A 20,414-nucleotide genomic window follows, 5' to 3' on the forward strand; every position below is an offset into this window, starting at 1 on the left:
AGTACAGCATTTTTATTATGACATATCTAAGAGCGGATACCAAGTGAAAACCTTAAAAATCAATCATAGCTAAAAGTGAATTCAGGTCTCGTTTTCAGCCTGTAACAAAAATAGAGGAATCCAATGATAAGCCAAATGAGTCCGATGATTAGTGCATTCGAACTAATATTTGTTAATAGCCACATGCAAAATGTTGTTCCGCATAGAGGTAAAATGGCATAACGAAGTGTATTCTGGACTCCTCTTTGCTTTTGTCTCAAGAAATAGTGTGCAAAAACAGACATATTGACAAAGGTAAACCCAATCAACGCTCCAAAACTAATAAAAGAATAAATGACCTCTAACTCGCCGACAACCGCAGAAAGGGAAAAGACGCCGATCAGTAAAATATTAAGCACAGGCGTTTTCAATTTCGGATGAATGTATCCAAAAAAACGCTTTGGTAGCGATTCATCTCTCCCCATCGCATATAAAAGCCTTGCCGCACTTGCATGTGAGGAAAGAGAGGAGGAGATGACAGCTACCATCGTTCCGGCTAAAAAGAATGAATGGAGAAAAACGCCCCCTACAAACTGGGCAATCTCAAGTGATGCGGCTTCAGGATGTCTAAATTGCTCAAAATTTGGGAACACCTGCTGTAAAAAATAAGATGTTAAAGTAAATAAGATTCCACCAATGGCAACCGTTAGAAAAATCGCAAGTGGGATTGTCTTCTTTGGTCGAATCGTTTCCTCTGACATAGTGGAAATGGCATCAAATCCCAAGAACGAAAAACACAAAATGGTTGCACCTGAGAAAATTAAAGCAGGATCAAGACTTGCTGAATAAAAAGGACGAGCTGAGATCAAATCACCGCTGCCCAAGTTTTGTGTGAGTCCATACATCATAAAGCCTACAAACGTCACTGCGACAATCACCTGGAAGATGACAAATAACGCGGTTACATTTGCTGTAAGACGGATGCCAATTATATTAACAGTCGTTATGGCGATAGCAAGTATGATGATCCAAAGGTAATGTGGTACATCTGGAAAAGCTGCTGTTAAATAAGCACTTCCGATTGCAAAGTTCACCATAGGCAAAAATAAGTAATCAAGAAGGAGCGTCCATCCTACGAGAAAACCGACATGAGGATGAATGCTTTTTTGTGCGTATGTATATGCAGATCCCGCTTTTGGAAAAGCTTTCACCATATTCCCATAGCTAAGCGCTGTCAATAGCAATGCTAACAAGGTAAAAATATAGGTTGTAGCCACGTGTCCTTTCGTTAGCTGAGCAACGATGCCGTACGAATCAAAGACGACAAGCGGGTCCATGTAAGCAAGCCCGATCATCACAAGTGGGATCACCGTCAGGCTGCGTTTTAGTTTTGGCACTTCAGTCAATTTGTCTACCAGCTCCTTCTTGGAAAAAATGTATAAATAATGCTCATTTTAAAAAGAATGCTACCTGGTGTCAATGCTATCTGGATAAATCTTTTTAAAGAAGTGTGTGCGCTTTGCTTGCCTCGTGATTTGTTATATGATGATCATATACATAGAATAACAAGAGAATAGAATCAGAAGAAAGGTGACGCTATATGAAAGAAGAGCTCGATACAAATCAAGAACAGGACATGATGGAACTAGACGAAGAAAGTCTGTTTCTTGTTTCACAAACATTTAAAGCATTGTCTGATCCAACACGCATTCGCATTTTGCACCTTCTCTCACAGGGAGAGCATTCAGTTAATGATATTGCGGAGACATTGAACTTAATGCAATCAACCGTGTCACATCAGCTTCGTTTTTTAAAAAACCTTCGTCTCGTGAAATCGAGAAGAGCAGGTACGTCTATTTTTTATACTCCAGAAGATCAGCATGTGATGGAAGTGCTTGAACAAATGATTCATCACGCACAGCATGACTGATTTAAAAAACCTTCCTCGCATAGATAGGAAGGCTTTTTTATGCACTATGTACTCTTACATGCCTTTTATTTGCTTTCATCATCCAATAAGAAAAGCCGATATAATACGTCGCAAGTAGAAAAAAACTCATCATCGTCAAGGCATCATCGCTTACGATATGCTGATAGGCTTCAAGGATATTTAATTTATTGATTGGATGGCGAGAGATTTCACTCAGTTTTAATGTAAGCCTTGATAAGAACAAGCACAGGATAAACACCTCTACCCACTTGCTTGTTTTAAAATAGAGCCGACCATTTTGAAGTGTAAGGCTGAGCGTTTGATATGAGTATGCTGCTAGAACACCGCCAAAACTTGCGCCAATCAACGCATAGATAAAGACGGCTTCATTTTGAAGGCCTTCTGCTAAAAGAATGATGGCAGTTAAACCAAAAAGATATATTCTTAAAAAAAGAGTAAGGGTACGAACTGGTTGGAAACGACTGATTCGATTCATACGGATGTATAAGAACATGCCGATAATAACGATCATAATGATAAACTGCCATACTTCATGCATCTTGGTGTAACCTCCTCCTGCACTTCTGCAGGTGATGTAAGCTCGGTGTTGGCTGTTACTTATCTTTACCATTCTTTCTGTTTTTATCAAATCAAAACCTATGAATTTGAAAAAAGAGGTGATTCAATGAAAATCGATCGTGTGCTGTCAATTGTGATGATTTTAATCAGTAAAAAGCAAGTACAGGCAAAAGAACTGGCTGAGATGCATGAAGTGAGCCTTAGAACTATTTACAGAGATATTGATACAATTAATCAGGCAGGCATACCGATTGTAACGCATCAAGGGATAGGTGGAGGAATTTCCATTGTTGAACATTATCGATTAGAGAAAAAACTGCTGACAGACGAAGACATTCAGCTCATTTTAACAGCTCTTGAGAGTATGACAAGTGCCTATCAATTTAAAGAAAGTGAAAGTGTTTTAAAGAAAATAAGAACGCTTTTTCCTTCAGAGAACGATCGCCTTCATGTAAAAGCCAATCGTGTCTTTATTGATTTAAGTTCTTGGGGAAAGGACGTTCTCATTGAGGAGAAATTACAACGACTTCATCATGCTATCTCAGAATATCAGCCTATTCAATTTCGGTATCGTAATATAAAGGGAGAAGTGACCAGTCGTAAGGCTGAACCCCATACGCTTGTTTTAAAAGGGAGACATTGGTATTTATATGCTTACTGTCAGCTCAAAGAAGCGTTTCGATTATTTAAAATAACGAGAATATCAGAACTCATGCTCATTCCAGGGTATTTTATCCCAAAGCCAATTAAAAACGAAGAAAAACCTTGGAATCAATCGTGGCAGCGTCACTCGGAAAATATCCAATTGACACTAAAAATAAATCATAAAGCCCTGATACATATGGAAGAATGGATTGATGAAAAAATGCTTCGCCCCGCTTCAGATGGCACTTATGTGACCACTATTACGGTTCCGAAGGATGAATGGTTGTATCGTTTTTTGTTTCAATTTGGACCAGACATAGAAGTGCTTGAGCCACTCAGTATTAGAAAAGAACTATTTGAGCAAATAAAAAAATTACACAACCTTTATGAAACTTGACATACAGCTGTCAGGTTTCTTTTTATAAGATAGGGAAAAAGGAGCTGAGCATATGTTTGAACTTGTTAAGTTACAAGAAAAGTACGTAAAAGGTCGATCCATCCGAACAAGCAATGCGTTAGAAATGACAGAAGAAAGGAAAATCCCAGAGCACTGGCAAAGGTATTTTGAAGAAGAAAAAAACGGGAGCGCACCCCAAGTGATTGCACTGTATTCAGACTATGAGTCAGATGAAAATGGAGAATATTTGCTTACAATTGGTGCATTTGTAGAAGAGAATGAACAAAATGCTATTTTTCTGCCACCAACCACCTACGCAAAGTTCCAATCTAGAAAGGGCCCCATTGATGAAATTGTTCTGGAAACATGGCAAATCATTTGGCAATGGGATAAGCGGCAATATCGTACATACACTGGTGATTATGAATTGTATGACGAACGAGCACTTAATCCAAAGGAAGCACAAGTAGATATATATATTGCTGTTCGTGATGAAATAAGTAGCCAAAACTAATGATATTAGTTATTATAAAACTAATATCATTAGTTTTAGGGGGAGCAACATGAGAATAACAAAACACGAACGCTTATTTCAACTCACAATGATGCCCAATTTCTTTCCGATTAACTGCTATTTATTTGAAGAGGATGACTACCTGATTTTAGTTGATGCCGCTTTAAAATCGGCGGCACCACTCATTATTCAAACTGCTAAGGAGAGCGGGAAGCCTATACAAAAAATTATCTTAACACATGTTCATAGCGATCATATTGGCGCACTAGATGAGGTAAAAAAGGCATATCCTGAAGCAAAATTATACGTATCAAAGCGCGAGGCTCCAATTTTAGAAGGGGATGTTTCAATGCTTCCTTTTGAACCGCAATCCAAAATCAGAGGTGGCCTTCCTAAAGGCATACAAACGAAACCTGACGTACTCATCCAAGATTGCGATGTCATTGGAGCTTTGCAGGTCATTTCAACACCAGGTCATACACCAGGAAGCATTTCTTTATATGACCAAGACAAGCATATATTGATTGCGGGAGATGCACTTGTCACAAAAGGAGGGCTTGCTGTTACCGGTGCGTTCAAGTGGTCATTTCCATTTCCCGCTTTTGCTACATGGGATCACCAAACAGCTTTAAAAAGTGCCGAAACCCTTCTTTCCTTAAACATCTCTTGTCTAGCTACAGGACATGGAGATTTGCTTTTTCAGCCTCAAGTGCTATTAAAAAAAGCAGTTGAAAAAAGAAAAAGGCAACTAGGTAAGGGGGCAAAGTAATCATGTCACCTAGAATGGGAATTACGTATGAAAAAATCGTAAATAAAGCAGCAGAAGTAGTAGACGAAGAGGGCTTTGGTGCGCTTACACTTGCCACTTTATCTAAAAGGCTAAACATTAGACCACCGTCTCTTTATAATCATGTCACTGGCCTTCAGGATATTCAAGTGGCACTTGCTGTAAAGGGACTTACACTGCTTGATGAGGAAGGAAGAAAAGCAACATCAGGTTTAGGTAAACATGAAGCTGTGATTGCTTTTGCTAAAAGTTATGTCCAGTTTGTTCATCATCATCCAGGTCTATATGAGGCGGCATTTTCACATCTAAATGATCAAAGGGTATGGGAAGCAGGGGAACTTCTAGTTGATTTTGTCAGTTCGCTGATGACAGAATTTGGTGTGAAGCAGGAAGAGATGACTCATGTTATCAGAGGATTAAGAAGTTTATTACATGGATTTGCTGATATTGCGAATAAAAAAGGATTTCAGCGTAAGGAAAATATTGAAGAAAGTATGATCTGTGCAGTTCGTGTATATCTTGCAGGTCTTGCTTAGTACAAGTGGCTCATCTCGCAGATGAGTCATTTTTGTAAGAAAAGATTTGACAGTTTTGTGAAACATGATATGCTTATTATGTGAAATAATTCACATAAGAGGGGAAGAGGCATATGAAAAGAAAGCCTGTTTATGTGGAAACAGAGATAGTGGCACCACTTGAAAAGGTATGGGAATATACACAAAATCCAAGTCTTCATGAACAATGGGATTTGCGTTTTTCGACCATTACGTTAGAAGCATCATCGAATGATGAACCACAATCTTTTCTTTATGAAAAAAATATTGGCTTTGGTATGAGTGTAACAGGAACAGGAGCTTATCGTACAAAAGTGACGGCTGAAAACGAAAGAGCATCTTCATTAAAATTTGGATCATCACACCCACTTTCTTTTATCAAAAAGGGCGGGGGGCATTGGAAATATGTCAAAACAAAAGATCGGGTCGTTTTTACCACCCAGTTTGACTACGAAACAAAAGAGGGAAAAGGATGGAGATGGGCAGATCGTTTCATGTTTCGTCCGATGATTGGTCTAGCAACTGCATTTAGCTTTGGCTCTCTGAAAGTATGGCTTGAAAAAGGCATACACCCGAGGCTATTACTGGAGAGAACGCTGGCACACGTATTTATTTGTTTGCTTTTTTCAGTTGTTTGGCTATTCCAAGCATTTGCCCCTGGGGCTTATTCTATTTTTTATCATGATATGGGATTCAGACTGTTTTATCTTTTATTAGGTATATCTTGGATTCTTCCAGTTGTGCCTAAAAAATATTTATTTATCTTTCAAAGCGTGTATCTTTCTTTTTTGATGGGTATTGGTTTTTTCTCAATTGATCAAACCATCCATGAACCACTTATCGAGAGCGCATTTTTGATCTTATCGGTTGCAGGACTCATTAATATGAAAGATTGTGTGTCGGTCTTTTCGATAAAACGTAAAAGGGGGGATCAGGTTGGTCATTCATCATAAACAAGTTTATAAGTATGACAAGCTTCATCCCATGCTAAAGAGACGGTACAACCGAGCATTTATTGGAGAAGGAGTGATGGAAGAAATAAGTGGAGGCTCACGTTTCATTCGTTTTCTTTTTCGTATCGGTCCTAGATTTCGGTGTTTTTTTCCTGAGCGTGGAAGACAAATTCCTTTTCGTATTGTGAATCAGTCGTTTATCTCACGGAATAACGAGGTAGGCATGCACTGGTATCGTACATTTTATTTTCCTCAGAAGACGAGGCATTTTGATGCAGATATGATTGTAGAGGATGATAGTGGGACAGTGCTTGATTATTTTGGAAAACCGAACATTCTTGTATCAGAGCTTTATTTTTCAGTCACAAAGGATGGCTCTCTTCGTATTCAATCAGGTAAACAAAAATTTATGATCTTTGGTCAGGCTTGGAGCCTCCCATCATTTCTCTATGGTGTATCAGATGTGATCGAAGGTTATGATGAAGAAAGAGATGAATACACCATTCATGTACAGGTGAATCATCGCTTATTCGGCACACTTTTTACATATAAGGGGCGTTTTACAGAGAAGGTGAATGAAGATGAATAAATGGCATGTGCTAAGTAGCATGATAGCTATGAGTTTATTTCTCGCCCTTCGTTTATCGGACGCACCTGCACCAGAATTTTTTGTGCTTTTGGCGATTTTATTTTTTCTGCCAATGACATTGCATTTCATTGGTCAAGAAAGCGAAGAGAAGACAGAAAGTGGTATTTATCATTGGCTGATGAGAATCTTTCCAATTGCTGCAATACTTGCAACATGTGCATTTATTTTTCATTCTCCATGGTTTGGTGCTGGATGGTTGTTATACACAATATGTCTTGCATTATTTGGGTTCTTGCGCTTCATAAAAAGAGGGCTTTATCCGTTAAGTGAAAGTATAATTGATAGCGCATTCATGTATTTGTCGTTAGGTGGGGGTTGGTTTTTTGTTTATACTGCTGACGTGCCGATCATGACTTTTTCTCCGCTTATGATCTTGTTAACAGCTATTCACTTTCATTATTCTGCATTTTTTATCCCGATCTTTCATGGGCTACTCGGACGATTGCAGAAAAAGCAGAGCGTCTTATATCAATTGTCAGCTTATATCATCATCTCTTCACCTATTCTAATTGCAATTGGGATTAGTTTTTCTCGACTTTTCGATACGTTCAGTGTACTGCTGTATGTGTTTGCGCTTTATATATATGGTTTTATCGCTCTTAAAACCAAGTTCCGTTCAAAGATAGCAAAAGGCTGGATTTTATGTTCCGCTATTTTCTTAATGGGGACCATTGTTCTATCCCTTGTTTATTCAACGGGTATGCTCACTGGTAAGAACTACATAGGGATTGAGGAAATGATATGGTTTCATGGGAGTGTCAACGCATTTTGTGTCATACTACCTGGAATCATTGGCTGGATGATGGAACGACCGGCTTCTCCATTACCAAAAAAAGATTTGCCATTTTCTCGTTTATTTGGTCGTGGCCGTCTTGCAGATCAACTGATGCAAGAGGGCATGATTGATCTTAAGCGACATCCTCAAGGGCTGGTTGATTCACTAGATTGTTTAAATGGAGAACATTTTTCTGCTGAGAGTGTTGCACCTGTTATACGAAGCTTTTATGAGAATCCGGCACGCTACCGGTTAAAGGCAGCCGTTTCCTTTCATAAATGGATACGACCATTGATCGTGATGATGGATCCGCTCTTTAAACGAATGGGTCAGCTCCATCTTGGGACATCCTCTATTCCATATGAAATGAAAGGGGAAATTCGTCCAATTAACAGTAAACGAGACGGCAGAGAGGGAGTGCGAGCTTGGGTTCGTACAAACGAAGAGCACCAACAGGTATTTTTCGCACTATATGCAACCCATCAGAGGAATGGCATCTGCTATATGAACATTGCATTACCACTCCCTTTTTCACAGCTCACTGCCATTTTAAAACCCTCTAATGACAATAGAGATTTTTTATTAAGAAGCAATATCTCAAGGAGCAGGCAAGGGGATGAAGGAATGTACTTTCATACATCTTTTATCACGATTAAGCTACCAATGGAAGAGCATTTTCAAATGATAGAACAAACACATGAATGTTTAACTGCCATTCATCGAATGAAAGTATTTGGTATTCCCTTTTTGACCATCCATTATGATATTCAGCAAAAGACGACTGCGCTTGATCGTGACCATTAATCAATGATGTCACATGGTTCTCCATGTCGAATAATATTGATGATTGCCTGACCATCACTAGGATGATTCTCTGAAAATTGGACGGGCAACAAAGCAAAAAAGACATAATAGATAGAGAAATAAGCAAATTGATAGAAAAAAGGATGTTCAGGTAAGAAATCATTTGCAATAAGCGTATTGAGAAGAAGAACACTCATCATGTTTAAAAAAGATCCGCCTAAATAAACAAGGATATGTGTAAAACGGCTATTCTTCCTCATTTCTTCATAGTGGCAAAAAGCATCTAAAAAATAGATTCTTCTAATCTCAACAACGCCTAATGTAACGAGCCTTTTACCTCTTCCGATGGCAAAAGAGACCTTTGCACCAAAAATGCGTGCGACAAAGATATGCCCAAGCTGATGCAAGATGGCGACTAATGGGAGAATCAAAAAGAATGACCAGCAAAACGTCCACATATCCGATAGTGTAAACAAGTGAAAATCCCTCCTATATGAATATATGAGAGGAAGCAGTACAGTAGGATTATTTGCTATTTTAACGAAATGAACATATAGATGCAAATGTTTGATGAGTGATGATAAATATATTATGTTAACTAGTGGATATCCTTACGATTCAAGTAAATGAACTTTCGATATGATAGAGTTATTCCTGATTTGACAGGGAAGAATGGTTAAAAAAAGTGATATCATAAGTTAGGTTTTCAGATTGATTCAGAACAACATGATCGAATCAAACGAAATGGGGTGGGATCTTATGGCAGATATTGAACAATTTTTAGCGCTAGATATTCGAATAGGAACTGTGTTAGAGGCTGAATTCTTTGCAGAAGCAAAAGTACCAGCCATTAAGCTCAAAATTGATTTTGGAGAAGTTATTGGGATCAAGCAATCTAGTGCACAGCTGACAAAGCGCTATACAGCAACATCGCTTATTGGCAAGCAAGTGATTGCAGTTGTTAATTTTGCACCAAGGCGTATTGCAGGGTTTAAGTCAGAGGTTTTAGTATTGGGAGGAATGCCGACGAAAGAAGATGTTGTTCTTTTGTCAACAGATGAACCGCTTGAAAATGGAACGAAAATAGGTTAAAAAAAGACATCTTCAAATGAAGATGTCTTTTGCGTATTGAGGCGGAATAACCACACGCCACATTCGTGTGTGTCTCAGAGAGACGTGTTATCCGACTTACACAATTCAGCTCATCGCTATATGAATATAGCATATGATGAGCGGGAATGCAACCATTAAATGCTTTATTTTTTGTTTTGTGCCCATTTTAGAAGAATAGGTCGCGTATTTTTTCTCATATGAAAGAAAAAATGACAGTATATCGATTATTTGGATTATTTTTTCAAAAAAATATTGAAAAGTCAGATCAGATTTTATAAAATGGATTCATCTTAGTTTGTTTAGTCAATAAACTAAGATGGTGATCACCTATTTATCCGTTCACTAAAGGGGATGATTTCGTCATTCAAATGATTTACTGCGTATGTGGGCTAAGCTGAAAGGTTGAGAGGTTCAGCTTCATTTTGTAATAAATTGAAAGCGCTTTATATTTTATGTATTGATTGCTGCTGCCCTACACCATCTGTTCGTTAGAAGAGGCTTAGTGAAGAAGGGAGAAAGCACATGGTTAGTGAGAATTTAAAGAAGATTCGTATGTCTGAAAAAGTGGGATATGCTTCAGGAGATTTCGCATGTAATTTAATTTATGCAACTGTCTCTACGTATCTATTATTTTTTTATACAGATGTGTATGGTTTATCCGCAGCAGCAGCAGGGACGATGTTCTTGGTTGTTCGAGCCATTGATGCGCTTGCCGACCCGTTTATTGGGGCAATGGTTGATCGAACAAACAGCCGTTTTGGCCGGTTTAGACCTTATCTGTTATTTGGGGCCTTTCCATTTGTGGTACTTGCGATCCTTTGCTTTACGACACCTGATTTTTCCGCTATGGGAAAACTTATTTATGCCTATATCACCTATGTCGGTTTATCGCTTACATACACGTTCATCAATGTTCCTTACGGTGCTTTAACATCGGCAATGACGAGAAATAACCAAGAGGTTGTCAGTATAACGTCTGTTCGTATGGTTTTTGCAAATCTCGGCGGTTTGGTTGTTGCTTTTTTTGTTCCTTTTCTTGCGACTTATTTAGGTGATACAACAGGAAATACAGCACTTGGCTGGCAGATGACGATGGCATTTCTCGGCGTTCTTGGCGGTGCATTACTTATTTTTTGTTTTAAAAGCACGAATGAACGCGTCACGCTTCAAAAGCCAGAGGAAAAGATTAAGTTCACCGATATCTTTGTCCAGTTACGAGTGAATCGTCCACTTGTTGTGTTAAGTATTTTCTTTATCATTATTTTTGGCGTGAATTCGATCAGCAATTCGGTAGGAATCTATTATGTGACCTATAACCTTGGCAGAGAAGATTTAGTGAAGTGGTACGGACTCATTGGCAGCCTTCCAGCTTTAATGGTGCTGCCGTTTATTCCAAGGTTACACAAGCTGTTAGGAAAGAAAAAACTGCTGAATTATTCATTATTGCTGAATATTGCAGGTCTTCTTGCATTACTTGTGATACCACCGAGTCAAATTGTTCTGATTCTTATTTTCAGACTCGTCGCTGCTGCTGGGAGTATTACAGCAGGTGCTTACATGTGGGCGCTCATTCCTGAAACCGTTGAATATGGCGAATATAAAACAGGGAAAAGGATGGGCGGGCTCATCTACGCAGTGATTGGATTCTTCTTTAAATTTGGCATGGCACTAGGCGGGATCGTTCCAGGGCTTGTACTCGATCGGTTTGGCTATGTAGCGAACCAAATGCAAACACCAGAAGCATTACTTGGCATTTTAATCACCACAACGGTCATTCCTGTTTGCTTACTCATTTTAGCGATGATTGATATTAACTTTTATAACCTAGACGAAGAAAAACACCAAAGGGTCGTCAGAGAGCTTGAGAATAGGGATAAGGTGTATGTCGATCATATCGACGATTTTAAAATGTAGTGTTATCTAAAGGGGAGGGAGTTCAATGAAGATTACCAATCCAGTGCTAAAAGGGTTTAACCCAGACCCAAGTATTTGTCGTGTAGGAGAAGATTATTACATTGCGGTTTCTACATTTGAATGGTTTCCAGGGGTTCAAATTTATCATTCAAAGGATCTCGTCCATTGGCAGCTCGCAGCGCGTCCTTTGCAAAAAACGTCTCAACTAGACATGAAAGGAAACCCCGATTCAGGCGGGGTATGGGCACCGTGTTTAAGTTATGCAGATGGTCAGTTTTGGCTCATCTATTCAGATATCAAAGTAGTGGATGGTCCATTTAAGGATGGTCATAATTATTTGGTGACAGCAAGCGAAGTGGATGGCGAGTGGAGCGAACCTATTCGGCTTAATAGTTCTGGGTTTGACCCGTCTTTATTTCATGATCATAGCGGGAAGAAATACGTATTAAATATGCTATGGGATCACAGGGAAAAGCATCATTCCTTTGCTGGAATTGCCTTGCAGGAATACAGTGTGTCTGAAAAAAAACTGATCGGTCAGCGAAAGGTCATTTTTAAAGGCACTCCTATTAAACTGACGGAAGCCCCACACCTCTATCATATCGGAGATTACTATTATTTATTAACGGCAGAAGGAGGCACTCGGTACGAGCATGCGGCAACGATCGCCCGGTCCTCACATATTGATGGACCTTATGAGGTTCATCCTGATAACCCGATTTTAAGTGCTTTCCATGCGCCTAGCCATCCACTTCAAAAATGCGGGCATGCCTCAATTGTACAAACACATACAAATGAATGGTATTTGGCTCATCTCACGGGACGTCCAATTCAATCAGGTAAGGAATCTATTTTTCAACAAAGAGGTTGGTGTCCTTTAGGCAGAGAGACAGCGATTCAAAAGCTCGAATGGAAAGATGGCTGGCCTTATGTTGTGGGCGGAAAAGAAGGAGCGCTTGAGGTTGAAGCGCCAGCTATGAGCGAAAAGGTCTTCTCTCCAACGCACCATACAGTCGATGAATTTAAAGAATCAGCGTTAAATAGACACTTTCAAACCTTAAGAATCCCTTTAACCGATCAGATTGGTTCATTGACGGAGAAACCTGATCATTTAAGGCTATACGGTCATGAGTCTCTAACGTCTAAGTTTACCCAAGCGTTTGTTGCAAGGCGCTGGCAAAGTTTTTATTTTGAAGCGGAGACAGCTGTTTCGTTCTTTCCAGAGAATTTTCAGCAAGCTGCTGGTCTTGTGAATTATTATAATACGGAAAACTGGACAGCCCTTCAGGTGACATACGATGAGGAACTTGGTCGTATCCTTGAATTATCCGTCTGTCAAAACCTTACTTTTTCTCAGCCATTGACCCGAAAAATAGTCATTCCAGAAGAGGTCACTTATGTCTATTTAAAAGTGACGGTTCAGCGTGAAACATACGAATATTCTTATTCTTTTGATCAACAAGATTGGGAGAAGATTGATGTAAAATTTGAATCGAGCCATTTATCCGATGATTTCATTCGCGGAGGGGGATTCTTTACAGGGGCATTTGTCGGTATGCAGTGCCAAGACACAAGCGGCGCACGATTGCCTGCTGATTTTAATTATTTTCGCTATGAAGAAACAGGTGAATAAAAAAAAGACAACGCCTGTCAAGCTGTCTCTTTTTTATCACGTAGCGAGTCATTGTGAGAGGGCAGCATCATGTAAAAAAGCTTCAGTGACAAGAGATGTCATCCCTAATGCTGGTGCATTGTGTCCTAACGACGAAGGGAGCAGTTCAACACGAGAGCTAAATTGCGCATCCATTCGCGAAGATACTTCGTCTTGAATCACACTCAATACCGTTGGCTGTGATTCAATGACTTTGTTTCGTAAAATAACGGCTTGCGGGTTAAAGGTGTGCAGGACGTTTGTGAGGCCAACGCCAAGGTAAAAGCCAAAGTTGCGCAAGGCATTGAGTGTTTTCATATTATTTAACTTCACCTGCTGTTCAATGTCTTGATAGGATACGTGCTGATCATCTGTTTGAAGTGACTGAAATAAAGCTTTCTCAGATGCATACAGCTCCCAGCATCCACGGTTTCCACAGCTACATGTTGGCCCATTAAAATCGATCGTCATATGTCCCATTTCACCGGAAAAACCGTATGCGCCTCTGTATAAATGATGATTGATAATGATGCCGATCCCAATCCCAGTGCCGATACTTGCATATATGAGATGGTCATAGTGTTTAGCCGCACCGAAGATTGTTTCACCGTATGCCCCGGCATTTGCTTCATTTTCAATAAATACTGGCACTTGGAATGTGTCTTGAAGACTTGTTTTCAGGTCAACATTTTTCCATTTTGAATGAGGTGTAAACACGATTCGTTCACCTGCATCTACTAACCCATGCATACAAAGGCCGATACCAACAAGACCGTATGGGGAAGAAGGAATTTGTGAGATCAACTGTTGAATCAATTCCATTAATATGTGTGTGGTCACTTCAGGAGAGCTAGATGGAAGCATGAGCTGTTGATCATGAATAATGGACCCTTCAAGATCTGTTAAAATACCATTTACATAATCAACACCGACATCAATGCCAATTGAGTAGCCAGCACGTTTATTAAACATGAGTAAAACAGGTCTTCTCCCGCCGCTAGATTCGCCTTGACCTATTTCATAGACGAGATGTTCTTTCATTAACGTACTCACTTGAGAAGAAACCGTCGATTTATTTAATCCCGTGCGTTCAGATAATTTCGCTCTAGAGATTGGCGCATGGCTGAGAATCTCTTTTAGCAATAGCTTTTGATTTATTTTTTTCACAAAGTTTTGATCAGCGGTATCCACTTCATCCACTCCATTTGTTTCGTCTTTAGATTAAATTAAAAAAGGTGCTTTTCTTTGTGTGCATTTCATAAGAAGCATGATTTTAACTTTATTATAACGAAAATATTTCTAAAAAACTAAAAAATATGGAAAATTCAAAGAGAATTGATGACAGATCGATCATTAGTTTGTTGTATCAACTTACAAAGTGAATTCGTAGGAGGAATAGAGAATGGTCAAATCAAACATGCAATCCTTACGCAGCTTAGAGAGGATCGGCAAAATTCAATATGAAGGAAAAGAATCAAAAAACCCACTCGCCTTTAAACATTATCATGCGAATGAAATAATCGGCGGAAAAACAATGAAAGACCATTTACGTTTTTCAGTTGCTTATTGGCACACATTGACTGCTGATGGAACAGACATGTTTGGAACTGGCACCATGCAAAGATCATGGGACTCATATCGCGGAATGGATTTGGCGAAAGCTAGATTGGAGGCGGCCTTTCAACTTTTTGACATATTGGATGTTCCTTATTTCTCATTCCATGACCGTGATATTGCACCAGAAGGAGACACGTTACAAGAGACCAATCAACATTTAGACATCATTTTAGAAAGAATGAAGGATTACATGCAGCATAGCCAAGTCAAGTTACTATGGAACACTGCAAACATGTTCAAGCATCCTCGATTTGTGCATGGCGCCGCTACATCTTGTCATGCAGATGTATTTGCCTATGCGGCTGCGCAAGTAAAGAAAGGGATCGATACAGCAAAAGAACTCGGCGCAGAAAATTACGTTTTCTGGGGAGGACGAGAAGGTTATGACACACTGCTGAATACAGATATGAAAAGAGAGCTTGACCACATGGCGACATTTTTGCACATGGCTGTTGATTATGCAAAAGAAATTGGGTACACTGGCCAATTTTTAATTGAGCCAAAGCCGAAGGAGCCGACAACCCATCAATACGACTCAGATGCAGCGACATCCATCGCTTTTTTAAAGCAATACGGATTAGATCAACATTTTAAATTAAATATCGAGGCCAATCATGCGACACTAGCTGGTCATACGTTTGAGCATGAATTACGTGTTGCAAGAATTCATGGACTACTAGGATCTGTTGATGCAAACCAAGGAAACTCACTTCTCGGCTGGGACACAGATGAATTTCCAACGGATTTATATGCCGCAACACTTGCCATGTATGAAATCCTGCAAAATGGCGGACTTGAAACTGGCGGACTTAATTTTGATGCAAAAGTAAGAAGAGCCTCCTTTGAACTTGAAGATATTTTGTATGCGCACATTGCAGGTATGGATGCGTTTGCAAAAGGGTTGCGAGTGGCTCATAGACTTATAGAAGATCGTGTGTTTGAAGATGTGATTAAGCACCGGTACCGCAGTTTTTCTGAGGGAATTGGACGCGATATTTCAGAGGGAAAGGCAAACTTCCATACATTAGAAGAATATGCTTTGAAGCATCCTTTGATCAGAAACGAATCGGGAAGAGAGGAACATCTGAAAGCACGATTCAATCAATACTTGTTAGAAAATTGATTGAACCTGTGGATTTGTTCTGAAGGAGTGAAAACATGAAGTATGTGATGGGAATTGATCTTGGAACGAGCGGAGTAAAAGCGATATTAGTAGATGAGAACGGAAAGGTGTGCTGTGAAACCACTAAGCCTTATCACCTCATTCAAGACAAGACTGGATATTGTGAGCAGAATCCTGAGGATTGGGTAGAGCAGACGATCGTCGCGATGAAAGAACTCATAGCGAGACAGACTATTCAGTCAATGCAAGTAGAAGGCATCAGCTTTTCCGGGCAGATGCATGGTCTTGTTTTATTAGATGAATCCCGCCAAGTACTCCGCCCTGCGATATTGTGGAATGACACAAGAACGACAGAGCAATGTAAGCAAATGACAAAAAAACTAGGGGACCGGCTGCAAAAGATCACAAAAAACCATGCTTTAGAAGGATTCACATTGCCGAAATTATTATGGGTGAAAGAGCATGAACCAGACATTGATCAAAAAATAGACATGTTTTTACTGCCAAAAGATTATGTTAGATTTCGATTAACCGGCGCTATTCATATCGATTATTCTGATGCGGCAGGTACCTTACTGTTAGATATCGGAGAACAAACGTGGAGTGATGATATTTGTCAGTCATTTGATATCTCTCCTCATATTTGTCCGCCGCTTGTCTCATCGGAAGCGGAGGTCGGAACGCTTTTGCCGCAAGTTGCACGAGAGATCGGGATCAGAGAAGGTGCGAAAGTCTTTGCAGGGGGCGCAGATAATGCTTGTGGGGCAATTGGTGCTGGCATTTTGTCCTCTGGCCACACTTTATGCAGCATTGGCACATCGGGTGTCATTCTTTCATACGAAGAAGACCATGATAGAGAGCTTCAAGGGAATTTACATTTGTTTCATCATGCAAAAAAAGATGCTTTTTATACGATGGGTGTCACTCTTTCAGCAGGATATAGTCTTGATTGGACAAAATCCTTATTGGCTCCAAACGAATCGTTCAAAGAATTTTTAGAGGGTGTGGCTGATGTACCACCAGGATCAAATGGTTTGCTATTTACCCCTTATTTAGTTGGTGAAAGAACACCTTATGCGGATTCGATTATTCGCGGAAGTTTGATTGGATTAGACAGCAGACATGGAAGGGTGCATGTGGCCAGGGCTGTGCTAGAGGGAATCACCTTCTCGTTAAATGAATCAATTGCTTTATTCCGGCAGGCAGGGAAAAAAATTGATTCTATTGTGTCCATTGGCGGCGGTGCTAGAAGTAAAACATGGCTTCAAATGCAAGCAGACATTTTTCAGGCTGAGGTCATCCAGTTAGAAAACGAACAAGGGCCCGCTTTAGGTGCAGCCATGCTTGCCGCTGTTGGCTGTGGCTGGTTTCAGTCACTTGAAGCGTGTGCTGATCAATTTATCCGTCAAGCGGCCGTATTTGAGCCAGATCAACAACATGTCGATTCATATGATCATCTGTTTTATTTGTATCAAAGTATTTATAAAAGGACAAGAGACATTCATGTGGCTTTAGAGCGGTATCGTTCCATCTAGCATTAATTCGTTACTTGAAAGGAGGTGATGGGCTCGTTTCATCATAGGGATGACACAACAATACTGATGAAAAAGGGGAGGAATAAAGAATGAATTTCAAAAGGTTGAGGCTATTGTTTGTGATGTGCATTGGACTTACGCTTATACTGACTGCTGTACCAGCTCATGCAATGACCATTACCAATAATCAAATGGGAAACCATAGCGGCTACGATTATGAATTATGGAAGGATTATGGAAATACATCTATGACACTCAATAACGGCGGGGCATTTAGTGCACAATGGAACAATATCGGAAATGCTTTGTTTCGAAAAGGAAAGAAGTTTGATTCCACTAAAACTCATCATCAGCTTGGCAACATCTCCATCAATTACAACGCAAGCTTCAACCCAGGCGGGAATTCCTATCTGTGTGTCTATGGCTGGACACAATCTCCACTAGCTGAATACTACATTGTTGATTCATGGGGCACGTATCGTCCAACAGGAACGTATAAAGGAACATTTACTGTAGATGGAGGCACATATGACATTTATGAAACGACACGTGTCAATCAACCTTCGATTATCGGGATTGCCACATTCAAACAATATTGGAGTGTACGTCAAACAAAACGTACAAGCGGGACTGTATCCGTCAGTCAGCATTTTAGAAAATGGGAAAGCTTAGGGATGACAATGGGAAAAATGTATGAAACAGCATTAACAGTAGAAGGCTACCGGAGTAACGGAAGTGCGAATGTGATGACAAATCAATTATTCATTGGACAATAAATTAAGAAGAGAAAAGCCAGCAGTCTCACTGCTGGCTTTTCTCCTTGCTTACAATATCTTTTCTACCTCAACTCTGCCAGAAAAGAACGTAGCCCCTCCGCCCATATCTGCCAGCCGGTCAGGTGTTAATCCATTGACTAAATGCTTTTTGCCTTTTTGATCTGCCCATAAACCTTGACTGACCACAACGCCAGATAACACATTGTCACCAACTGTAACGATCAGCTCGCATTCTCCCCGATCATTCAACACACGTACCATGTCGCCATCTTCAATATTTCTCTCTTTCGCATCTTGTTCATTCATGTGAAGCTTCGGAAATTTCTCAAGCTTTTGATGCTTTTCATGAAGTGAGAAGGTGGAGTTGAGAAAATTATGGTTCGGTCCCGGTATAAAGGTAAGCGGATAATCACTTTCCTGATAAAGGGGTACATAGGTTGGAAGTGCTGGATATCCATCTTGCTTCATTTGTTCAGAATAAAGCTCAATTTTCCCGCTTGGGGTAGGAAGCTTTAAGTCTTGGAAAGCCCCTCGTTTTGCTTTGATCCACTTATTCTCTTTTAATGCCTCATATGAAATGTCTTCATAATGCGGATTTTCCGGATGATGAAGGGCTTGTTCCATGAGTTCCGCATCTGTCTCGCGGAAGGCATCATCTTCAAAGCCCATCGCATGAGCTAATAGGCGAAATACTTCTGTATTTGATTTACTTTCCCCATATCGCTCAATGACGGGCTCTTGAATTTGAATATAATGATGCCAATAAGATGTATAAAAATCCTCATTTTCAAAGGCAGATGTCGCTGGCAGGACAATGTCTGCATATGTCGCTGTCTCTGTAAGGAACAAGTCATGAACAACCGTAAATAAGTCTTCTCGCAGTAAACCTTCTCTTACTTTATTCGCTTCAGGTGTCACAACGGCTGGATTACAAGAGTAGACGAAGAGTGAATCTACGGAAGGCTTTGCATTCGTCAGCACACTACCTAGCTGATTCATATTAAATGTTCTAGGCGTGCGTTCCTTTAATAGATCCGGCCGCTGAAGAGCTGTTTCATTATAGCTGAGAAAAGAAGAGTTCGATTTCATCGCACCGCCGCCTTTGTGAAGCCATTGACCTGTTAGGGCAGGAAGGCAGGCGATGGTTCGAATACTCATCCCGCCATTATCATGATGCTGCAAACCATTGCCAATGCGAATGAGTGATGGCGATGTCTCTGCATACATTCTCGCAAGTGTGATGATGTCTTTTTTAGGGACACCAGTGATTTGTTCAACGGTGTCTGGGTCATACTGCTTCACATGCTCGCGTAGCTCTTCGTGGCCGACCGTGTAAGTCTCTAAAAATGAAGCATCTGTACGATCATCTTCAAAAAGGACATGCATGATGCCAAGGGCGAGCGCACTGTCAGTGCCAGGGCGAAGTGGGATGAACCAATCAGCCATCCGGCCGGTTTGGTTTTTGTGAACATCAATAACGACAATCTTAGCCCCTTGCTTCCTAGCTTTTTGTGCCAAGGTGATTTGGTGCATATTGGTCGAAACCGCATTGATGCCCCAAAAAATAAATAGTTTCGTATGAATGGTTTCTTCTGGATCTGTACCGATACTTGCTCCCATTGTATATGTATAGCCAGTCGTTCCTGCTGACTGACAGATGGTTCGATCTAACTGACTTGAACCAAGACGATAGAAAAAACGCCGGTCCATTCCTTCTGCAGTGAGATTGCCCATGTTCCCATAGAAGCTGTAAGGTAAAATACTTTCTGGTCCTTTTTCTTCGATCAGCTTTGTCCATTTTTGCTGAATGGTTTCAATGGCTTCTCCCCACGTAATCGGGGCAAACTGTCCTTCTCCTTTTCGGCCAACTCGTTTTAAAGGAGTCGACAGCCGCTTTTCATCATATAAACGGGCAGTGACATTCCTCACTTTATTGCATATATTTCCTTGTGTCACAGGGTGATCTGGGTCTCCTTGCACTTTGACGATCTTTCCATTTTCTTTATGTATTAAAAGACCGCACTGATCAGGGCAATCTAAAGAACAAACTGATTTGAATATTCCGTCTTTCATTGCTGTATAATCGGTCATGAGTTTTTAGCTTCCTTTCCGAATTCCG

Annotated in this window: 19 protein-coding genes; 14 read left to right on the top strand and 5 right to left on the bottom strand. The window is 40.2% G+C overall.

The genetic code is table 11. The annotated features are described in order from the left end of the window. Positions 1-59: 59 nt before the first annotated feature. Positions 60-1,385 carry an APC family permease gene (locus ACQKEZ_RS05330; RefSeq protein WP_427299234.1) on the bottom strand — a complete coding sequence of 442 codons (1,326 nt, stop codon included), beginning with the start codon at positions 1,383-1,385 and terminating at the stop codon, positions 60-62. Positions 1,386-1,579: 194 nt separating this feature from the next. On the opposite strand from ACQKEZ_RS05330, the gene czrA reads away from it, so the two are divergent. After that, complete coding sequence (gene czrA / locus ACQKEZ_RS05335) at positions 1,580-1,909, top strand: Zn(II)-responsive metalloregulatory transcriptional repressor CzrA (RefSeq protein ID WP_427299235.1); 330 nt, start codon at positions 1,580-1,582, stop codon at positions 1,907-1,909. A 37-nt stretch (positions 1,910-1,946) separates the two neighbouring features. Here the strand turns inward: czrA and ACQKEZ_RS05340 are convergent, their stop codons facing one another. Continuing rightward, a complete protein-coding gene (locus ACQKEZ_RS05340; protein WP_427299236.1) occupies positions 1,947-2,468 on the bottom strand; it encodes a mother cell-specific membrane sporulation protein in 522 nt (173 codons plus the stop codon). A gap of 126 nt (positions 2,469-2,594) precedes the next feature. Here ACQKEZ_RS05340 and ACQKEZ_RS05345 point away from each other — a divergent pair, with 126 nt between their 5' ends. From ACQKEZ_RS05345 to ACQKEZ_RS05375, 7 genes are all read left to right on the top strand, one after another. Continuing rightward, a complete protein-coding gene (locus ACQKEZ_RS05345) occupies positions 2,595-3,530 on the top strand; it encodes a helix-turn-helix transcriptional regulator (RefSeq protein ID WP_427299237.1) in 936 nt (311 codons plus the stop codon). Positions 3,531-3,582: 52 nt separating this feature from the next. Beyond that, positions 3,583-4,044, top strand: coding sequence for a GyrI-like domain-containing protein (locus ACQKEZ_RS05350; RefSeq protein ID WP_427299238.1), 462 nt, complete (start codon positions 3,583-3,585; stop codon positions 4,042-4,044). A gap of 49 nt (positions 4,045-4,093) precedes the next feature. Beyond that, positions 4,094-4,813, top strand: a complete 720-nt coding sequence (locus ACQKEZ_RS05355; protein WP_427299239.1) for an MBL fold metallo-hydrolase — start codon at positions 4,094-4,096, stop codon at positions 4,811-4,813. Positions 4,814-4,815: 2 nt separating this feature from the next. Beyond that, complete coding sequence (locus ACQKEZ_RS05360) at positions 4,816-5,367, top strand: TetR/AcrR family transcriptional regulator (RefSeq protein ID WP_427299240.1); 552 nt, start codon at positions 4,816-4,818, stop codon at positions 5,365-5,367. Positions 5,368-5,480: 113 nt separating this feature from the next. Continuing rightward, the gene (locus tag ACQKEZ_RS05365; RefSeq protein ID WP_427299241.1) at positions 5,481-6,338 is read left to right on the top strand and encodes a hypothetical protein; all 858 of its coding nucleotides are present in this window, start codon (positions 5,481-5,483) and stop codon (positions 6,336-6,338) included. Beyond that, positions 6,322-6,927, top strand: a complete 606-nt coding sequence (locus ACQKEZ_RS05370; RefSeq protein WP_427299242.1) for a DUF4166 domain-containing protein — start codon at positions 6,322-6,324, stop codon at positions 6,925-6,927. Before ACQKEZ_RS05365 ends, ACQKEZ_RS05370 begins: the two co-directional genes overlap by 17 nt. Next, the gene (locus tag ACQKEZ_RS05375; protein WP_427299243.1) at positions 6,920-8,566 is read left to right on the top strand and encodes a YndJ family protein; all 1,647 of its coding nucleotides are present in this window, start codon (positions 6,920-6,922) and stop codon (positions 8,564-8,566) included. Before ACQKEZ_RS05370 ends, ACQKEZ_RS05375 begins: the two co-directional genes overlap by 8 nt. On the opposite strand, the gene ACQKEZ_RS05380 is transcribed toward ACQKEZ_RS05375, so the two are convergent. Then, complete coding sequence (locus ACQKEZ_RS05380) at positions 8,563-9,042, bottom strand: site-2 protease family protein (protein ID WP_427299244.1); 480 nt, start codon at positions 9,040-9,042, stop codon at positions 8,563-8,565. The genes ACQKEZ_RS05375 and ACQKEZ_RS05380 overlap by 4 nt on opposite strands. Positions 9,043-9,325: 283 nt before the next feature. Between ACQKEZ_RS05380 and csaA the strand changes: the two genes are divergently transcribed. From csaA to ACQKEZ_RS05395, 3 genes are all read left to right on the top strand, one after another. Continuing rightward, positions 9,326-9,658 (top strand): chaperone CsaA, encoded by a 333-nt coding sequence (gene csaA / locus ACQKEZ_RS05385; RefSeq protein WP_427299245.1) that lies wholly within the window; start codon positions 9,326-9,328, stop codon positions 9,656-9,658. Between the two features lie 543 nt (positions 9,659-10,201). Then, complete coding sequence (locus tag ACQKEZ_RS05390) at positions 10,202-11,593, top strand: MFS transporter (RefSeq protein WP_427299246.1); 1,392 nt, start codon at positions 10,202-10,204, stop codon at positions 11,591-11,593. Positions 11,594-11,618: 25 nt separating this feature from the next. After that, positions 11,619-13,226: a glycoside hydrolase family 43 protein gene (locus tag ACQKEZ_RS05395; protein ID WP_427299247.1), complete on the top strand. Its 1,608-nt coding sequence runs from the start codon at positions 11,619-11,621 to the stop codon at positions 13,224-13,226. Between the two features lie 48 nt (positions 13,227-13,274). Here ACQKEZ_RS05395 and xylR read toward each other — a convergent pair whose 3' ends face one another. Then, positions 13,275-14,435: a transcriptional repressor XylR gene (xylR, locus tag ACQKEZ_RS05400; protein WP_427299248.1), complete on the bottom strand. Its 1,161-nt coding sequence runs from the start codon at positions 14,433-14,435 to the stop codon at positions 13,275-13,277. Positions 14,436-14,646: 211 nt separating this feature from the next. Between xylR and xylA the strand changes: the two genes are divergently transcribed. The 3 genes from xylA to ACQKEZ_RS05415 all read left to right on the top strand — a co-directional run bounded on the left by xylA (position 14,647) and on the right by ACQKEZ_RS05415 (position 18,295). Beyond that, entirely contained in the window at positions 14,647-15,984 is a 1,338-nt protein-coding gene (gene xylA, locus ACQKEZ_RS05405; protein ID WP_427299249.1) for a xylose isomerase, read from the top strand. Between the two features lie 35 nt (positions 15,985-16,019). Then, positions 16,020-17,519 (top strand): xylulokinase, encoded by a 1,500-nt coding sequence (xylB, locus tag ACQKEZ_RS05410; protein WP_427299250.1) that lies wholly within the window; start codon positions 16,020-16,022, stop codon positions 17,517-17,519. A gap of 89 nt (positions 17,520-17,608) precedes the next feature. After that, complete coding sequence (locus tag ACQKEZ_RS05415; RefSeq protein ID WP_427299251.1) at positions 17,609-18,295, top strand: glycoside hydrolase family 11 protein; 687 nt, start codon at positions 17,609-17,611, stop codon at positions 18,293-18,295. A gap of 48 nt (positions 18,296-18,343) precedes the next feature. Here ACQKEZ_RS05415 and ACQKEZ_RS05420 read toward each other — a convergent pair whose 3' ends face one another. Next, on the bottom strand, positions 18,344-20,386 hold the full coding sequence (locus ACQKEZ_RS05420) for a molybdopterin oxidoreductase family protein (protein ID WP_427299252.1): 2,043 nt from the start codon (positions 20,384-20,386) through the stop codon (positions 18,344-18,346). Positions 20,387-20,414: the final 28 nt, after the last annotated feature.

The organism is Bacillus sp. NPDC077027, assembly GCF_050269555.1.
GTDB lineage: Bacteria > Bacillota > Bacilli > Bacillales > Bacillaceae > Bacillus.

What these genes read in the sequence shown, in the direction of transcription:
- czrA (WP_427299235.1), top strand. Translation starts at nt 1,580, where the DNA reads ATGAAAGAAGAGCTCGATACAAATCAAGAACAGGACATGATGGAACTA.
- ACQKEZ_RS05350 (WP_427299238.1), top strand. Translation starts at nt 3,583, where the DNA reads ATGTTTGAACTTGTTAAGTTACAAGAAAAGTACGTAAAAGGTCGATCC.
- xylB (WP_427299250.1), top strand. Translation starts at nt 16,020, where the DNA reads ATGAAGTATGTGATGGGAATTGATCTTGGAACGAGCGGAGTAAAAGCG.
- ACQKEZ_RS05395 (WP_427299247.1), top strand. Translation starts at nt 11,619, where the DNA reads ATGAAGATTACCAATCCAGTGCTAAAAGGGTTTAACCCAGACCCAAGT.
- ACQKEZ_RS05360 (WP_427299240.1), top strand. Translation starts at nt 4,816, where the DNA reads ATGTCACCTAGAATGGGAATTACGTATGAAAAAATCGTAAATAAAGCA.
- ACQKEZ_RS05345 (WP_427299237.1), top strand. Translation starts at nt 2,595, where the DNA reads ATGAAAATCGATCGTGTGCTGTCAATTGTGATGATTTTAATCAGTAAA.
- ACQKEZ_RS05415 (WP_427299251.1), top strand. Translation starts at nt 17,609, where the DNA reads ATGAATTTCAAAAGGTTGAGGCTATTGTTTGTGATGTGCATTGGACTT.
- csaA (WP_427299245.1), top strand. Translation starts at nt 9,326, where the DNA reads ATGGCAGATATTGAACAATTTTTAGCGCTAGATATTCGAATAGGAACT.
- ACQKEZ_RS05420 (WP_427299252.1), bottom strand. Translation starts at nt 20,386, where the DNA reads ATGACCGATTATACAGCAATGAAAGACGGAATATTCAAATCAGTTTGT.
- ACQKEZ_RS05390 (WP_427299246.1), top strand. Translation starts at nt 10,202, where the DNA reads ATGGTTAGTGAGAATTTAAAGAAGATTCGTATGTCTGAAAAAGTGGGA.
- ACQKEZ_RS05365 (WP_427299241.1), top strand. Translation starts at nt 5,481, where the DNA reads ATGAAAAGAAAGCCTGTTTATGTGGAAACAGAGATAGTGGCACCACTT.
- ACQKEZ_RS05375 (WP_427299243.1), top strand. Translation starts at nt 6,920, where the DNA reads ATGAATAAATGGCATGTGCTAAGTAGCATGATAGCTATGAGTTTATTT.
- xylA (WP_427299249.1), top strand. Translation starts at nt 14,647, where the DNA reads ATGGTCAAATCAAACATGCAATCCTTACGCAGCTTAGAGAGGATCGGC.
- ACQKEZ_RS05355 (WP_427299239.1), top strand. Translation starts at nt 4,094, where the DNA reads ATGAGAATAACAAAACACGAACGCTTATTTCAACTCACAATGATGCCC.
- ACQKEZ_RS05340 (WP_427299236.1), bottom strand. Translation starts at nt 2,468, where the DNA reads ATGCATGAAGTATGGCAGTTTATCATTATGATCGTTATTATCGGCATG.